This window comes from Gracilibacillus saliphilus, from assembly GCF_010994085.1.
GTDB classification, from domain to species: Bacteria; Bacillota; Bacilli; order Bacillales; family Amphibacillaceae; genus Gracilibacillus; species Gracilibacillus lacisalsi.
The window spans coordinates 42,769-56,578 of record NZ_WJEB01000031.1 but is presented as its reverse complement, the minus strand read 5'-3'; the positions used below and the strand labels follow the sequence as shown (position 1 = coordinate 56,578).

13 protein-coding genes and 1 riboswitch are annotated in these 13,810 nt (G+C 39.0%); of the genes, 5 read left to right on the top strand and 8 right to left on the bottom strand.

Translation table 11 applies throughout. From position 1 onward, the window contains the following. Nucleotides 1–735: 735 nt before the first annotated feature. From typA to GHT08_RS17230, 3 genes are all read right to left on the bottom strand, one after another. Entirely contained in the window at nucleotides 736–2,562 is a 1,827-nt protein-coding gene (gene typA / locus GHT08_RS17240) for a translational GTPase TypA (RefSeq protein ID WP_163582678.1), read from the bottom strand. 217 nt (nucleotides 2,563–2,779) lie between these two features. Then, nucleotides 2,780–4,138 carry a sensor histidine kinase gene (locus GHT08_RS17235; protein ID WP_163582677.1) on the bottom strand — a complete coding sequence of 453 codons (1,359 nt, stop codon included), beginning with the start codon at nucleotides 4,136–4,138 and terminating at the stop codon, nucleotides 2,780–2,782. Then, nucleotides 4,135–4,827: a response regulator transcription factor gene (locus GHT08_RS17230; protein ID WP_163582676.1), complete on the bottom strand. Its 693-nt coding sequence runs from the start codon at nucleotides 4,825–4,827 to the stop codon at nucleotides 4,135–4,137. Before GHT08_RS17230 ends, GHT08_RS17235 begins: the two co-directional genes overlap by 4 nt. 195 nt (nucleotides 4,828–5,022) lie before the next feature. Between GHT08_RS17230 and GHT08_RS17225 the strand changes: the two genes are divergently transcribed. Further along, nucleotides 5,023–6,255, top strand: coding sequence for a S1C family serine protease (locus GHT08_RS17225; protein ID WP_163582675.1), 1,233 nt, complete (start codon nucleotides 5,023–5,025; stop codon nucleotides 6,253–6,255). A 42-nt stretch (nucleotides 6,256–6,297) separates the two neighbouring features. On the opposite strand, the gene GHT08_RS17220 is transcribed toward GHT08_RS17225, so the two are convergent. Continuing rightward, nucleotides 6,298–6,642 (bottom strand): TraR/DksA C4-type zinc finger protein, encoded by a 345-nt coding sequence (locus GHT08_RS17220; protein ID WP_163582674.1) that lies wholly within the window; start codon nucleotides 6,640–6,642, stop codon nucleotides 6,298–6,300. A gap of 105 nt (nucleotides 6,643–6,747) precedes the next feature. Here GHT08_RS17220 and GHT08_RS17215 point away from each other — a divergent pair, with 105 nt between their 5' ends. The 4 genes from GHT08_RS17215 (at nucleotide 6,748) to GHT08_RS17200 (ending at nucleotide 10,303) form a co-directional block, all read left to right on the top strand. Continuing rightward, nucleotides 6,748–7,620: an NAD(P)-dependent oxidoreductase gene (locus GHT08_RS17215; RefSeq protein ID WP_163582673.1), complete on the top strand. Its 873-nt coding sequence runs from the start codon at nucleotides 6,748–6,750 to the stop codon at nucleotides 7,618–7,620. A gap of 73 nt (nucleotides 7,621–7,693) precedes the next feature. Next, nucleotides 7,694–7,850, top strand: a riboswitch (cyclic di-AMP (ydaO/yuaA leader). 64 nt (nucleotides 7,851–7,914) lie between these two features. Next, on the top strand, nucleotides 7,915–8,571 hold the full coding sequence (locus GHT08_RS17210; RefSeq protein ID WP_163582672.1) for a potassium channel family protein: 657 nt from the start codon (nucleotides 7,915–7,917) through the stop codon (nucleotides 8,569–8,571). A gap of 162 nt (nucleotides 8,572–8,733) precedes the next feature. Continuing rightward, nucleotides 8,734–9,714: an oxygen-dependent tRNA uridine(34) hydroxylase TrhO gene (gene trhO / locus GHT08_RS17205; RefSeq protein ID WP_163582671.1), complete on the top strand. Its 981-nt coding sequence runs from the start codon at nucleotides 8,734–8,736 to the stop codon at nucleotides 9,712–9,714. Nucleotides 9,715–9,829: 115 nt separating this feature from the next. Continuing rightward, complete coding sequence (locus tag GHT08_RS17200; RefSeq protein WP_163582670.1) at nucleotides 9,830–10,303, top strand: glutathione peroxidase; 474 nt, start codon at nucleotides 9,830–9,832, stop codon at nucleotides 10,301–10,303. 48 nt (nucleotides 10,304–10,351) lie between these two features. On the opposite strand, the gene ribH is transcribed toward GHT08_RS17200, so the two are convergent. From ribH to ribD, 4 genes are read right to left on the bottom strand one after another with little or no spacing between them, the layout of a single operon-like run. Further along, a complete protein-coding gene (ribH, locus tag GHT08_RS17195) occupies nucleotides 10,352–10,819 on the bottom strand; it encodes a 6,7-dimethyl-8-ribityllumazine synthase (RefSeq protein ID WP_163582669.1) in 468 nt (155 codons plus the stop codon). A 1-nt stretch (nucleotide 10,820) separates the two neighbouring features. Next, the gene (locus GHT08_RS17190; RefSeq protein WP_163582668.1) at nucleotides 10,821–12,041 is read right to left on the bottom strand and encodes a bifunctional 3,4-dihydroxy-2-butanone-4-phosphate synthase/GTP cyclohydrolase II; all 1,221 of its coding nucleotides are present in this window, start codon (nucleotides 12,039–12,041) and stop codon (nucleotides 10,821–10,823) included. Between the two features lie 12 nt (nucleotides 12,042–12,053). Then, nucleotides 12,054–12,686, bottom strand: a complete 633-nt coding sequence (gene ribE / locus GHT08_RS17185; protein ID WP_163582667.1) for a riboflavin synthase — start codon at nucleotides 12,684–12,686, stop codon at nucleotides 12,054–12,056. Further along, on the bottom strand, nucleotides 12,686–13,774 hold the full coding sequence (gene ribD / locus GHT08_RS17180) for a bifunctional diaminohydroxyphosphoribosylaminopyrimidine deaminase/5-amino-6-(5-phosphoribosylamino)uracil reductase RibD (RefSeq protein ID WP_272953911.1): 1,089 nt from the start codon (nucleotides 13,772–13,774) through the stop codon (nucleotides 12,686–12,688). The genes ribE and ribD overlap by 1 nt, the downstream gene beginning before the upstream one ends. Nucleotides 13,775–13,810 lie beyond the last annotated feature (36 nt).

Genomic DNA, 13,810 nt, shown 5'->3' with positions numbered 1-13,810 from the left:
AATATATAGACCTTTTCCTCGGAACAGGATGGTGCTTCCGAGGATATTTCCTTCTCTTCCCTGGATATAGCCGATTATCCCCGGAAGAGAGGACTTTTTCCTCGGAACAGGATGGCGCTTCCGGGGATATCTTCTTCTCTTCCCGGGATATAGCCGATTATCCCCGGAAGAGATGACTTTTTCCTCGGAACAGGATGGTGCTTCCGGGGATATTTCCTTCTCTTCCCTGGATATAGCCGATTATCCCCGGAAGAGATGACTTTTTCCTCGGAACAAGATGGTGCTTCCGGGGATATTTCCTTCTCTTCCCTAGATATAGCCGATTATCCCCGGAAGAGATGACTTTTTCCTCGGAACAGGATGGCGCTCCGGGGATATTTCCTTCTCTTCCCTGGATATAGCCGATTATCCCCGGAAGAGATGACTTTTCCCTCGGAACAGGATGGTGGTTCCGGGGATATTTCCTTCTCTTTCCTGGATTTAGCCGATTATCCCCGGAAGAGATGACTTTTCCCTCGGAACAGGATGGTGGTTCCGGGGATATTTCCTTCTCTTTCCTGGATTTAGCCGATTATCCCCGGAAGAGATGACTTTTCCCTCGGAACAGGATGGTGGTTCCGGGGATATTTCCTTCTCTTCCCTGGATATAGCCGACTATCCCCGGAAGAGAGGGATTTTGGTAAAAATGAAAACCCGTTTTGATAGCTATCAAAACGGGTTTTTCTTATTTATGCATTAACCTTTTTTCTTTGCTGCTTTTTCACGTTCGTTTTTGTTTAAGATCTTCTTACGTAAACGAACAGTTTCTGGAGTAACCTCACAATATTCATCGTCATTCAAGTATTGAATGGCTTCTTCTAATGACATTTTACGTGTTTTACGAATCGTTGCAGTTTGATCTTTCGTTGCAGAACGTACGTTGGTTAAGTGTTTTTCTTTGGTGATATTTACCGTTAGGTCATTCTCGCGGTTATGTTCACCAACTATCATTCCTGCGTATACTTCTGTACCTGGCTCAACAAAAATGACACCACGGTCTTCTAGATTCATGATACCGTACGTAGATGCTTTACCATTTTCTAGCGCTACTAGTACACCTTCACGACGGCCGCCTACTTGTCCTTTAACAAGTGGAGCATATTCTTCGAATGTATGGTTGATAATTCCGTAACCACGAGTCTGTGTCATAAATTCTGTGGCATAACCGATTAATCCACGAGATGGTACTTTAAATTCCATACGAACTTGTCCAGTTCCATGATTCACCATATCGAGCATTTCACCTTTACGTGCACCTAGAGACTCCATAACCGGACCTGTATAATCTTCTGGTACGTCGATTTGAACACGTTCAACTGGTTCACATTGCTGACCGTCGATTTCTTTAATGATAACTTGCGGTTTAGAAAGCTGCAGTTCATAACCTTCACGACGCATATTTTCAACTAATATAGACAAGTGTAGCTCCCCACGCCCTGATACGGTCCATGCATCTGGTGAATCAGTTGGGTCAACACGTAAACTTACATCTGTTTCTAATTGCGACAATAGACGTTCTTCGATTTGACGGGAGGTAATATATTTACCCTCTCTACCTGCAAAAGGACTGTTATTAACAACAAACGTCATTTGTAATGTCGGTTCGTCGATACGTAAAATCGGCAATGCTTCCTGATGTTCAATCGGACAAACCGTTTCACCTACGTTAATATCTTCCATACCGGCAACCGCAATAATATCTCCTGCAGTTGCTTCTTCAATTTCGATCCGTTTTAAACCGATAAATCCAAATAATTTAGTTACACGGAAGTTTTTCACCGAACCATCAGTCTTCATCAGTGATACTTGCTGTCCTACTTTAATCGACCCACGGAACACACGGCCAACACCGATACGTCCTAAGTAATCATTGTAATCAAGCATTGTGATCTGGAATTGCAGAGGCTCATCCGCATTATTAACAGGTGCAGGAATTTTTTCTAGGATCGTTTCAAAAATTGGTTCCATTGTTTCCTGTTGCTCTTCATCTGGATAACTGGATGTACCGTTTAACGCAGAAGCATAAACAACCGGGAATTCTAATTGATCATCATCAGCACCAAGTTCAATAAATAAATCTAATACTTCATCAACAACTTCATTTGGACGCGCATTAGGTCTATCGATTTTGTTTAGTACAACAACTGGTTGCAATTTTTGTTCCAATGCTTTTTTTAGTACAAAACGGGTCTGAGGCATACATCCTTCATAAGCGTCCACCACAAGCAATACCCCGTCCACCATTTTCATAATCCGCTCTACTTCTCCACCGAAGTCAGCGTGTCCTGGTGTATCCAATATATTAATGCGTGTATCATTATAATTAATCGCAGTATTTTTCGCTAAAATCGTGATTCCACGTTCTTTTTCAATATCGTTGGAATCCATTGCACGTTCTTCCACTTGCTCATTTTCACGAAATGTTCCTGAGTAACGGAGTAACTGGTCAACTAACGTCGTTTTGCCATGGTCAACATGGGCAATAATCGCAATGTTGCGAAGTTCTTCTCTCAATTGCGTCATTTTATTCTCTCCTCTTAAAGATGCGTTCATCATATTATATAGCGAGGCCTCCATCTGCGGAAGCGACCCCACTGATGCTAAGCGAAACTTATCAGGTTGTTAGCTCACCTGATCCCCACTTAGCTTCTTCGATTTATTTCAACCTTAAAGTGGGGTTTTACGGACGATTAGCACCGTGACAACTTACCTAGTATATCATAATAGTCAGGAATTGTTATCAATAATCGTTATTTTTTTCAAATTCGGTAAATATAATCGTAAATCTTGCTCCTCCATATGGTGCATTTTCTGCTTTAATTGATCCTCCTGACCGCTCGACAATTGCCCGTGCGATCGCTAAGCCAAGACCTGTCTCTCCACTCTCACCTTTGACAAAACGGTGAAATAACTTCTTCAATAGTTCTTCATCAATTCCTTCACCATCATCCGAAATTTGGATTTGAAATTGTTTATTCTCGGTAATCGCCGTCACTTCCACTTGGGTATCCGCATGTCGAATCGCATTAGTAATGATATTCATCACTGCTTGTAACATTTTTTCTGCATCAAACATAACTTCCACTTCATCGACTTGATTTTGTTTAACTTGAATCTGTTTTTCGTTAGCAATCGGAATTGCTCTTTCCATTATTTGTTCCATAAATATTTTACTATTTACCCTTTCTGGTCGATATATATCTGCTTCACTATCCAGTTTAGCTAGTAAAATAATTTCGTTAATAATTTTTTTCAGACGTTTAATTTCTGCTACCATCACTTGCAGACCGCGTCTAGCTTCTTCTCCCTCAAATATTCCATCACGAATACCTTCTGCATAACCTTGAATCGTCATTAGCGGTGTTTTAAGTTCATGGCTGGCATTCTGGAAAAAGTGGTGCTGTGACTGAATAAAACTGTTTAACTCATTTGCCATCTCAACAACACTTTGCTCGACCTCTTTGATTTCTCCAGTTGCTTTTACTTCTTCCATCTCATCAAATTTACGTTTTTCAATTTTCTTTAATTGATGTTTTAGTTTCGTTAATGGAGTGACAAGCTTAGTTGTCAAGTAATGACTAAGCAAAACAGCTACTGCAATACCAATCAGGAAAATCAAAAACAATCGATTCATCAAGCTTTTCTGTACGCCCTGCAAATCATCTAGCGGTGTAAGTAATACTAAATGTTGCGTAGACAACGGAGACAAAATCGGAATTATTGATACCACATAATTATCATCTTTTCCTTGCCATAAAGGCTGTGTCCTACTGTCAAGATCATATTCCTGAATCCATGATTCAATCGTATTCATATTAGGAATCGAGGAAAAAACGATCCTTTCACTTGCTTCATCATACGCAAAAACTTGCAAATTATATTGCTCTAGCAATTGCAATAATCGTTGTACATTTGTCGTATTATTGAGATCTTCCGACAATATGAAATTGACGATCAATTCCCCTTTGTCCTCTAACTGGCGTTGCTCGTCCTTAATTAACATTTGGAGCATTTGTGAGTAAATCATAATACCAGTAACGGTCATGATGACCACTAGCAGTGTTGTAAAAGCGATTGTTAATTGATATTGCAGTTTCATTGGTCGCCCTCATCATATTCTAGGCGGTACCCATATCCCCAAACGGTTTCAATCGGTAAACTATCCAATTTTTTTCTTAGTCTTTTCACTAAATCATCCACTGCCCGATCACTCCCGAAGTAATCATCGCCCCAAACCAATGTAAGTAATTCTTCTCTAGAAAAAGCTCGGTTTGGTTTTTGTGCAAAGATTTCTAACATCGCAAATTCTTTAGATGTTACGTCTATTTCCTCTTTCTTCCAATGTACAATTCGTGCTGCTTTATCGATCTCCAATTCTCCCACTTCCATAACAGCTGTAGAATTAGATTGCTGGATTGGCAGCGCTTCTGCTCTTTTGAACAACCGTTTCACTCTCGCTACTAATTCCCGCGGGCTAAATGGCTTCGTTAAATAATCATCACTGCCAAGTTCTAAACCGAGAATTTTATCGACTTCCTCATCTTTTGCCGATATGATAATAATCGGCACTTCACTAACTTGCCGGATTTTTTTGCATAATTCATAACCATCCATTCCTGGTAACATAATATCAAGAATCCACATATCAGGTTGTCCACTCTGCGCACGCTGCCATGCATCTTCCGCATTCTCCAAAAGGGTTACTTGAAATCCATCCTTTATTAAATAAGCTTTTACGATATCTCTAATATTTGCATCATCTTCTACAATATAGATGTGTTGATTCATATTGGTTCACCTCTCCTATTGTACCCCTATTTACTTGCTCTTATTTTCGCACATTTACAAAGAAAAATTAAGCAACGAGCGATAAAATATTCCTTTTACACATTTTTTATACAATTATCCCATTAACATGCCGTATATAACGGGTATGATAATAATAGAAGTTACATTAAATTTCCTGCGAAAGGGTGATTATAAATGAGTGAGGAATTCAATCAAGAACAAACAACAGAACAAAATAAAAAAGGCAAAAAAGAGAAAAACACATTAGCTATGTTAATGAGCGGAGTTGCAGGTGGTATTATTGCTGCACTGTTTACCGGTGGTATTTTCCTTAATATGATCAATGATGAACAAGCTAGCTCTTCTGAAGACAATAATCAAAATGAGGAGCAAACAGAACAAACTTCAACAGAAGAAGCTGTGCCAACAACTAACCTTGCCAATCAATCCTCTAACTCGATTGGCAGTGCCGTAGAAAAAGTATCTAATGCAGTAGTTGGTGTCTCCAACATTCAACAAATCAGCCTGTGGGAAGAATCTGATGCAGCTGGCACAGGATCAGGTGTGATTTACAAAAAGGATGACGAATATGCTTACGTCGTTACGAACAATCACGTTGTGGAGGGTGCTCAAGAAGTAGAAGTGATTCTCACAAATGGTGAACATGTTGCAGCTAACGTAATGGGAACAGATGCGTTAACCGATTTAGCTGTCCTTCGTATCCCTAGTGAGCAAGTTTCGACAGTTGCAGAATTAGGCTCTTCCGATGATTTAACTGTAGGTGATACTGCAATCGCGATCGGTAACCCGCTCGGACAAGAATTTGCTGGATCTGTAACACAAGGTATTATCAGTGGTTTGGATCGTTCAGTTGATGTCGACTTAAATAGTGACGGACAACCAGACTGGACCACAAACGTTATTCAAACAGATGCAGCAATTAATCCTGGTAACAGTGGTGGAGCCTTAATCAATACGAATGGACAAGTGATTGGTATCAACTCCATGAAAATAGCCCAATCTACCGTAGAAGGCATTGGATTTGCGATTCCGATTAATGATGCGAAACCAATTGTTGAACAGCTTGAAACAGGTAATGAGGTCAAACGCCCATTTATCGGAATCAGTGCTGTTGATCTCTCAACTGTTCCTCAACGTCATATTCAAGAAACATTGCAATTAGATGAAAGTGTAGAAAAAGGTGTTGTCATCGCACAAGTTGAGGCAAATTCACCAGCCGAAGAAGCCGGTCTACAACAATATGATGTCGTGACAAAACTTAACGACAAAGATATTGAATCCATGTTAGATCTAAAGAAATATCTGTACAGTGAAACTGAAGTTGGTGAAGAAGTAACAGTAACATTCTATCGTGAAGGTAACCTGCAAACTGCAACATTAGTTTTAAATGAACAAAATGATATGTAATAAAGATGAAAACCCCAAGCATTTGAATACTTGGGGTTTTCTCTATTTTCCATGTTCAATACAATATCTCGTAGTTGGAATAGCCAACAAACGATCCTCATCAATAGGTTTTCCGCACTTCTCACAAAATTGATAGGTTTCATTGACAATTGCTTCTAAAGCATGTTCTATCTCCGCTAACTCTTCCTGCAAGTGATGATCGATGCTTATATCTTTTTCCCTTTCAAAAAGCTCTGTTCCCATGTCTGCAGGATGGTTATCATCAAATGTTGACAGCTCACCTACTGCTTCATCTAATGAATTATCTTTACTTAATTGTTCACGATGCAACTCTTCTTTTCTTTTCTCCAGGAGTTGTTTACAATGATCTAATACTTTTTGATTCATATTCACCCTCCCCTTAATGCAACTATTCCCATTATCTCGTCTTTAAAAACAACCATTGGGAAACCGGCTATTTTTTGATAAAGTAAAAGAAAAAGGAGGAGAAACATGACAACAAAAATCGGGTTTATCGGTACTGGTGTAATGGGGAAAAGTATGGCAAAACATTTAATTGACGCTGGATATGAGGTTCATCTTTTTACACGAACGAAAGCTAAAGCTCAAGGACTTCTGGATGCCGGAGCAGTCTGGGAAGAATCGATTGCTTCTCTAGCCCAAAAGGTAAACGTCATTATTTCCATCGTAGGATATCCTTACGATGTTAAAGCCATTTACCTTGGAGAAGATGGCATTATTGCACATGCACAACCTGGATCCTATTTAATCGATATGACTACCTCTGATCCTGTTCTTGCCGAAACAATCTCTCAAGCAGCTGAAAAGAAGGATCTGCACAGTTTAGATGCACCTGTTTCCGGTGGTGATATCGGTGCTAAAAATGGCAAACTGACCATCATGGCTGGTGGCAAAGAAAAGGATTTTGAGGCAATGCGCCCCATCTTTGAAAAATTGGGTGAAAATATAGTCTTACAAGGACCTGCAGGAGCAGGACAGCATACGAAAATGGCAAATCAAATTACAATAGCTTCCAACATGATTGGTGTATCAGAAGCAATTATGTATGCCAAAAAAGCTGGGCTTGATCCAGTCCGCGTTTTAAAAAGCATCTCAACTGGGGCAGCGGGCAGTTGGTCTCTGTCTAATTTGGCACCCCGAATGATCAAAGGTGATAGCGATCCTGGTTTTTATATCAAACATTTTATTAAGGATATGAAGATTGCATTAACAAATGCGAAGAAAATGGGATTACAAACACCTGGACTTACTTTGTCATTGGAATTATACGAAGAGTTAGCCGAAAAAGGGTTGGAAGACCGTGGAACGCAAGCATTGATTAAGTGGTTTGAAGGAAATCTATAACAGACTTTTTTCACCAACTTACTATTGACTAGCCAAATCTACAAGAGTATTGTATAGTTATCATTTTTATAAACTACCTTTTAAGCATAATCATACCATATGAGCGGGGAAATCATTTTTTTGATAAACTACATGTTTATCTTGAAATGAATCTTAACATACTTAGTTAAGAGGGATACTCTCATTATCTAATCCGACAACTAACCTCGTAAGCATTTGTGAAAAAGGGTTAATGAAATCATTGGCCATCTTATTAAGGGTGGTCTTTTTCTGTTTAAAAAAGGAGATACTATAATGAAAAAACAGTACGCAGTATTTGGACTAGGTCAATTTGGCGGAAATTTAGTTAAATCATTTGCTGAGTTAGGCGAAGATGTATTGGCAATTGATACAAATCCAAGCAAAGTAAAAAAATATTCCAAAATTGCAACACATGCGGTTCAAGCAAATGGCGTTGATGAAGCTTCCTTGAAAGAAATTGGCATTAGAAATTTTGACCATGCTTTTGTCTCTTTCGGAGAAAATATTGAAGCCAGTATCTTAACATCCTTATTGTTAAAAGATCTTGGAGTTTCTAGGGTATGGTCGAAAGCACAAAATGACTATCATCATAAAGTGTTAAGTAAAATTGGGGTCGATAGGGTTATCCAGCCAGAACGCGAAATGGCCAGACGTATTGCTCATCATACCGTATCTGATAATGTTATTGACTATATAGAGTTATCTGAAGATTACAGTATGGTAGAAGTCGTCGCCACTAACAAATTACATAACAAGTCTTTGGCTGAATTAAGTGTAAAAGAACGATTCGGATGTACGATTGTCGGTATACACAGAGATAAAGAAATGATCGTAAGTCCAGTAGCTGAAGAAAAAGTATTAAAAGATGATCTTTTAATTGTGATGGGGCGTAACTCCGAGATTTATCGCTTTGAAAAAGAAGGAGTATAAGGCTCAATGAATGGTGTTAATATCTGAACATATATTAGAACTGAAATGGATTGTTAAGTCAAGAAAAACATGTTAGAATATTGTCTTGCAAGATTATAAAAGTACAAACCAACCTAAAAACATTTATATCTTGCAAATATGAATTGATAGGTGGTAAATAAAATGGAGAACAAAGAAAAATATCAAGTATTGTTGTATTATAAGTTTGTTACAATTGAAGATCCCGAAATATTTGCACAAGAACACTTGAAATTCTGTAAAGACTTAGGATTAAAAGGTCGCATTCTTGTAGCAGAAGAAGGTATTAATGGTACCGTTTCTGGAACTGTGGAACAAACTAATAAGTATATGGAAGCAATGCATAATGATCCAAAATTTAGTGACATGATGTTCAAAGTCGATGAGGCGGATGGACATGCCTTTAAGAAAATGCATTGTCGTCATCGTCCAGAGTTAGTAACACTTCGCTTAGGTGAAGAAGATGTTGACCCACGCAAAAAAAATGCTGACTTTTTGGATCCTAAAGAGTTTTATGAAGCTATGCAAGATGAAAACACTGTTATTTTAGATACAAGAAATGATTATGAATATGAACTAGGTCATTTCCGTGGTGCGATTAATCCAGATATTGAGACTTTCCGTGACTTACCTGAATGGATTGAGAATAACCGTGAAAAATTAGAAGGTAAGAAAATACTTATGTATTGTACTGGCGGAATTCGCTGTGAGAAATTCGGTGGTTGGATGAAAGAAAAAGGATTTGACAATGTCGGACAGCTTCATGGTGGAATTGTCACTTACGGAAAAGACCCTGAAGTACAAGGTGACTTATGGGACGGTCAACTTTATGTGTTTGATGAACGAATTTCAGTTCCAGTAAACCGCAAAGAACATGTTGTAGTTGGAAATGATTACTTTGATGGTGAACCTTGTGAACGCTATGTAAATTGCGCTAACCCTGACTGTAATAAACAAATTTTATGCTCCGAAGAGAATGAACATAAATATATGCGCGGATGTACACACGAATGCCGTGTTCACCCTCGCAATCTATATGTGGAAGAATACAATCTTTCTGAAGAAGAAATTCAAGCAAGATTGGATCGCATCGCTGAAGAAGACGGCGTAATGCAAGAATCTTGATCAAATCACGAGGTCTAATCCTCGTGATTTTTTATGCTTTTTTCGTCGTTACAACAAGCTGTTCCTCGTAGTTACCAGCTTAATATGCTATCCTTTTATGAAGGAGGCGATTTAATTGGCATTGTTTGACTTTACAATTGAAACAGTTAAAGGTGAAGAAAAAACAGTTAACGATTATAAGGCAAAAGCGATGATTGTTGTAAATACCGCTAGTAAATGTGGCTTTACTCCCCAGTTTGATGGGCTACAAGAATTGTATAATAAATATAAGGATGACGGATTAGAGATTTTAGGTTTCCCTTGCAACCAGTTTATGAATCAAGAGCCCGGATCGAGTGAAGAAGCGGCAGAATATTGTCGTCTCAATTATGGTGTTAGCTTCCCGATGTTTGCCAAAATTGATGTACGAGGCAAAAATGCGCATCCACTTTTTCAGCATTTGACTAAGGAAGCACCAGGAGTGATTTCGGATCAAATAAAATGGAACTTCACAAAATTCTTGATTGATGAGAATGGTAATGTAGTCAAACGCTATGCACCAAAGACAGAGCCGGAAGAAATAGAAAAAGACCTAAAAGAATTACTTTAAAAATGTTATTAAGAGTGACAGTTTGGATTCAAACTGTCACTCTTCTAATTAACCAATTTCTTTTAATAAATTGGCCATTTCGATTGCTGAAATTGCTGCTTCTGCTCCTTTGTTTCCTGCTTTAGTACCAGCACGCTCGATTGCTTGCTCGATCGTGTCTGTTGTTAACACACCGAAAATCACTGGAATACCGGCATCCATAGAAACACCTGCAACACCTTTTGATACTTCATTGCTAACATAATCAAAGTGTGGTGTAGAACCACGAATAACAGTACCTAATGTTACAACCGCATCGTATTTTCCTGATTCGGCCATTTTTTTCGCTACTAAGGGGATTTCAAATGCTCCTGGCACCCATGCTACATCGACATCGTCTTCTGCAACACCGTGACGACGAAAAGCATCTTCTGCACCACTTAACAGTTTACCTGTAATAAATTCATTAAATCTTCCTACAACAATCCCTACTTTTAAACCTGTACCTACTAAATTACCTTCAAATGTTTTTGCCATATTAAATTCCTCCTCCATCTTGATTACCTTTTACATGTAATAAATGATCTAATTTTTCTACTTTTGTTTGTAAATATCTCTCGTTATTTTTATTGGCCGGAATCTCAATTGCTTTTCTTCCTACTAATTCGAGTCCATACTCTTGTATACTTGAAAGCTTACGAGGATTGTTCGTGAGTAAATGCAGCTTGCCAACTCCTAAATCTCTTAATATTTGCACACTGATAGCATAGTCTCTTAAATCGTCTGGAAAGCCTAACTGGTGATTAGCTTCCACCGTATCATAGCCTTCCTCCTGTAATTTATATGCTTTCATTTTATTAATTAAACCTATACCACGGCCTTCTTGACGCATATAGACGAGCACACCTCGCCCTGTATTTTGGATTTCCTCTAGTGCTTTTTCTAATTGTGGACCACAATCACAACGCTCTGAGCCAAAGACATCGCCGGTTAAACATTCGGAATGTACACGAACCAATGTCGGCTCTTCAGGGTTTAACTCACCTTTATATAGTGCGACATGCTCCTGACCAGTGTATTTTTCTGTATAGGCAACAAGTTTAAAGTCGCCATATGCAGTTGGTAAATTAATTTCTGTTTCTTTCACAATTAATTGATCATAACGTTTGCGGTATTGGATTAATTCCTGAATCGAGACCATAGGCATGTTATGTTTGTCTGCCATTTTCTCTAAATCTGGCTGGCGTGCCATCGTGCCATCTTCATTCATAATTTCACAAATAACCGCTACTGGCTTCGAACCGGCTAAACGTGCCAAGTCGATCGCCGCTTCGGTGTGACCAGTTCGTTCCAGTACTCCTGCTGTTTTTCCTATTAACGGAAAAATATGGCCAGGTCGTTTAAATTCCTGTGCTGTTGTCGAATCATCGACTAATTTCTGAATCGTTAATGCGCGTTCCTGTGCACTAATTCCCGTATGTGTTGTATGATAATCGATACTGACAGTAAAGTTAGTACCGTGATCATCGGTATTTCGGGTAACCATTTCTCCTAACTGAAAACGATCAGCATAGCTTTTTGTCATCGGTGCACAGATCAATCCACGGCCTTCCTTAGCCATAAAATTAATCACTTCTGAAGTCGTGTGTTCTGCTAGGGCAATAAAATCTCCTTCATTTTCACGATCTTCATCATCCACAACGATGACGATTTCTCCTTTTTTTAATGCTTCTATAGCTGCTTCTACTGAGTGCTTCATCGCTACACCTCCTTAAAATCCGTATTGCTGTAATTTCTCTTCTGTAATACCTGTTGTTTGATTAGATGTTTGCAGGAGACGTTCCATATATTTTGCTAACATATCAAATTCAACATTGACGATATCACCTTGATTTTTTGCACCAAGGACAGTTGCTGTTTGTGTTTCTGGGATGAGTGAAATGGTAAATCCCTTCTCATCCACCCCAAAGACAGTAAGTGAAGTACCATCTACTGCGACTGAACCCTTCAGCGTAATATAACGCGTTTCAAATACGGAAATGTAATAATATTTAGCGTTATCTTCCTGCCATGTTCGTTCAACCTTTCCAACTGCATCAACATGACCAGAGACAAAATGGCCGCCAAATCTCCCATTGGCATGCATGGCACGTTCTAAATTAACTTCAGATTGTGAAGATAGTTTGGATAGTGATGAGCCACGGAATGTTTCTGGAATGACATCAACGGTAAACCAATCAGATGCAAATTCAGTTACGGTCAAGCAAACACCATTGACAGAAATACTATCGCCTACCGAGACATCTTCTGTGACCTTTTTTCCATGTATTTTTAATTGTAAAGCTTGATTATTCTGCGTTATCGACGCTATTTTTCCCTTTTCCTCTACAATGCCCGTAAACATTAGGACTCCTCCTTCGTTTTTGCAATAAGCTTAAGGTCTGGACCAATTTGTTGGGTTTCTATAAATTCTAGTTGTTGCGCTTCTTTCATCGCTATAGGTGATGCACCACCGATTACGGACTGTGCATCCTGCCCTCCTAATAGTTTTGGTGCAATATACCAATGGCATTCATCAAACAATCCTTCTTTCAGAAAAGCTTGATGTATTGTAGCACCACCTTCTACATAAAGGGATTGCACCTTCTCCTCTGCTAACAATTCCATTAAATCGGTTAGTCTTATCTTTTCAGTAGGCAGTTGAATCACCTTGATATGTGGATAGGTTGTTGTAAAGTGTGCTTTATCTGCTTGATTACCACATACTACCCAAGTTGGTGAATCAGCTTCAAATATATGAAGATTGCCTGTCAGTGATAAATTGGTATCTAAAATAATGCGAATCGGACTTTTTCCGCCTTGGGGCAGGCGCGTTGTTAAACTGGGATTATCTTTTTCAACCGTTTGTCGTCCCACTAGAATTGCATCATGTTTATGCCGTTCTTTATGAACATCTTCTCTTGCTTCTGTCGACGTGATCCATTTACTATCACCTGTAGCAGTAGCAGTTTTACCATCCAATGTTGTCGCTGCTTTCAAGGTAACGAAGGGACGCTTTTTCTCTAAGTAATGAAAAAAGTGTTGGTTGATTCTTAAGGCACGCTGTTCTTGAATACCTATATCTACTTCGATACCAGCATTTTGTAAAATTTCTACACCTTTCCCTGCTACTTTAGGATTTGGATCAAGGCATGCAATATAGACTTTATTTACTTCGCTTTTCACTAAGAGTTCTGCACATGGCGGTGTTTTACCGTAGTGAGCACAAGGTTCCAGCGTAACATAGACATCCGCTCCTTTTGCCTTCTCACCTGCTTGAGCAATGGCATGAACTTCTGCATGTGCCTCACCAGCTTTTAAATGGGTACCGACACCGAGCAATTCGCCATTTTTCACAACTACCGCTCCAACTGAAGGATTCGGACTTGTTTGACCTATAGTAGCTTCTGCGAGATTGAGCGCAAGATCCATCCATTCTTCATTCGTTCTCACTTGATCATCACCTTTTGTCGATAAAATCTAAAAAAG

Coding starts and splice junctions, on each gene's coding strand:
- GHT08_RS17225 (WP_163582675.1), top strand. CDS start 5,023: ATGAGTGAGGAATTCAATCAAGAACAAACAACAGAACAAAATAAAAAA.
- GHT08_RS17230 (WP_163582676.1), bottom strand. CDS start 4,827: ATGAATCAACACATCTATATTGTAGAAGATGATGCAAATATTAGAGAT.
- GHT08_RS17210 (WP_163582672.1), top strand. CDS start 7,915: ATGAAAAAACAGTACGCAGTATTTGGACTAGGTCAATTTGGCGGAAAT.
- GHT08_RS17215 (WP_163582673.1), top strand. CDS start 6,748: ATGACAACAAAAATCGGGTTTATCGGTACTGGTGTAATGGGGAAAAGT.
- GHT08_RS17190 (WP_163582668.1), bottom strand. CDS start 12,041: ATGAAGCACTCAGTAGAAGCAGCTATAGAAGCATTAAAAAAAGGAGAA.
- ribH (WP_163582669.1), bottom strand. CDS start 10,819: ATGGCAAAAACATTTGAAGGTAATTTAGTAGGTACAGGTTTAAAAGTA.
- trhO (WP_163582671.1), top strand. CDS start 8,734: ATGGAGAACAAAGAAAAATATCAAGTATTGTTGTATTATAAGTTTGTT.
- ribE (WP_163582667.1), bottom strand. CDS start 12,686: ATGTTTACGGGCATTGTAGAGGAAAAGGGAAAAATAGCGTCGATAACG.
- GHT08_RS17235 (WP_163582677.1), bottom strand. CDS start 4,138: ATGAAACTGCAATATCAATTAACAATCGCTTTTACAACACTGCTAGTG.
- GHT08_RS17220 (WP_163582674.1), bottom strand. CDS start 6,642: ATGAATCAAAAAGTATTAGATCATTGTAAACAACTCCTGGAGAAAAGA.
- typA (WP_163582678.1), bottom strand. CDS start 2,562: ATGACGCAATTGAGAGAAGAACTTCGCAACATTGCGATTATTGCCCAT.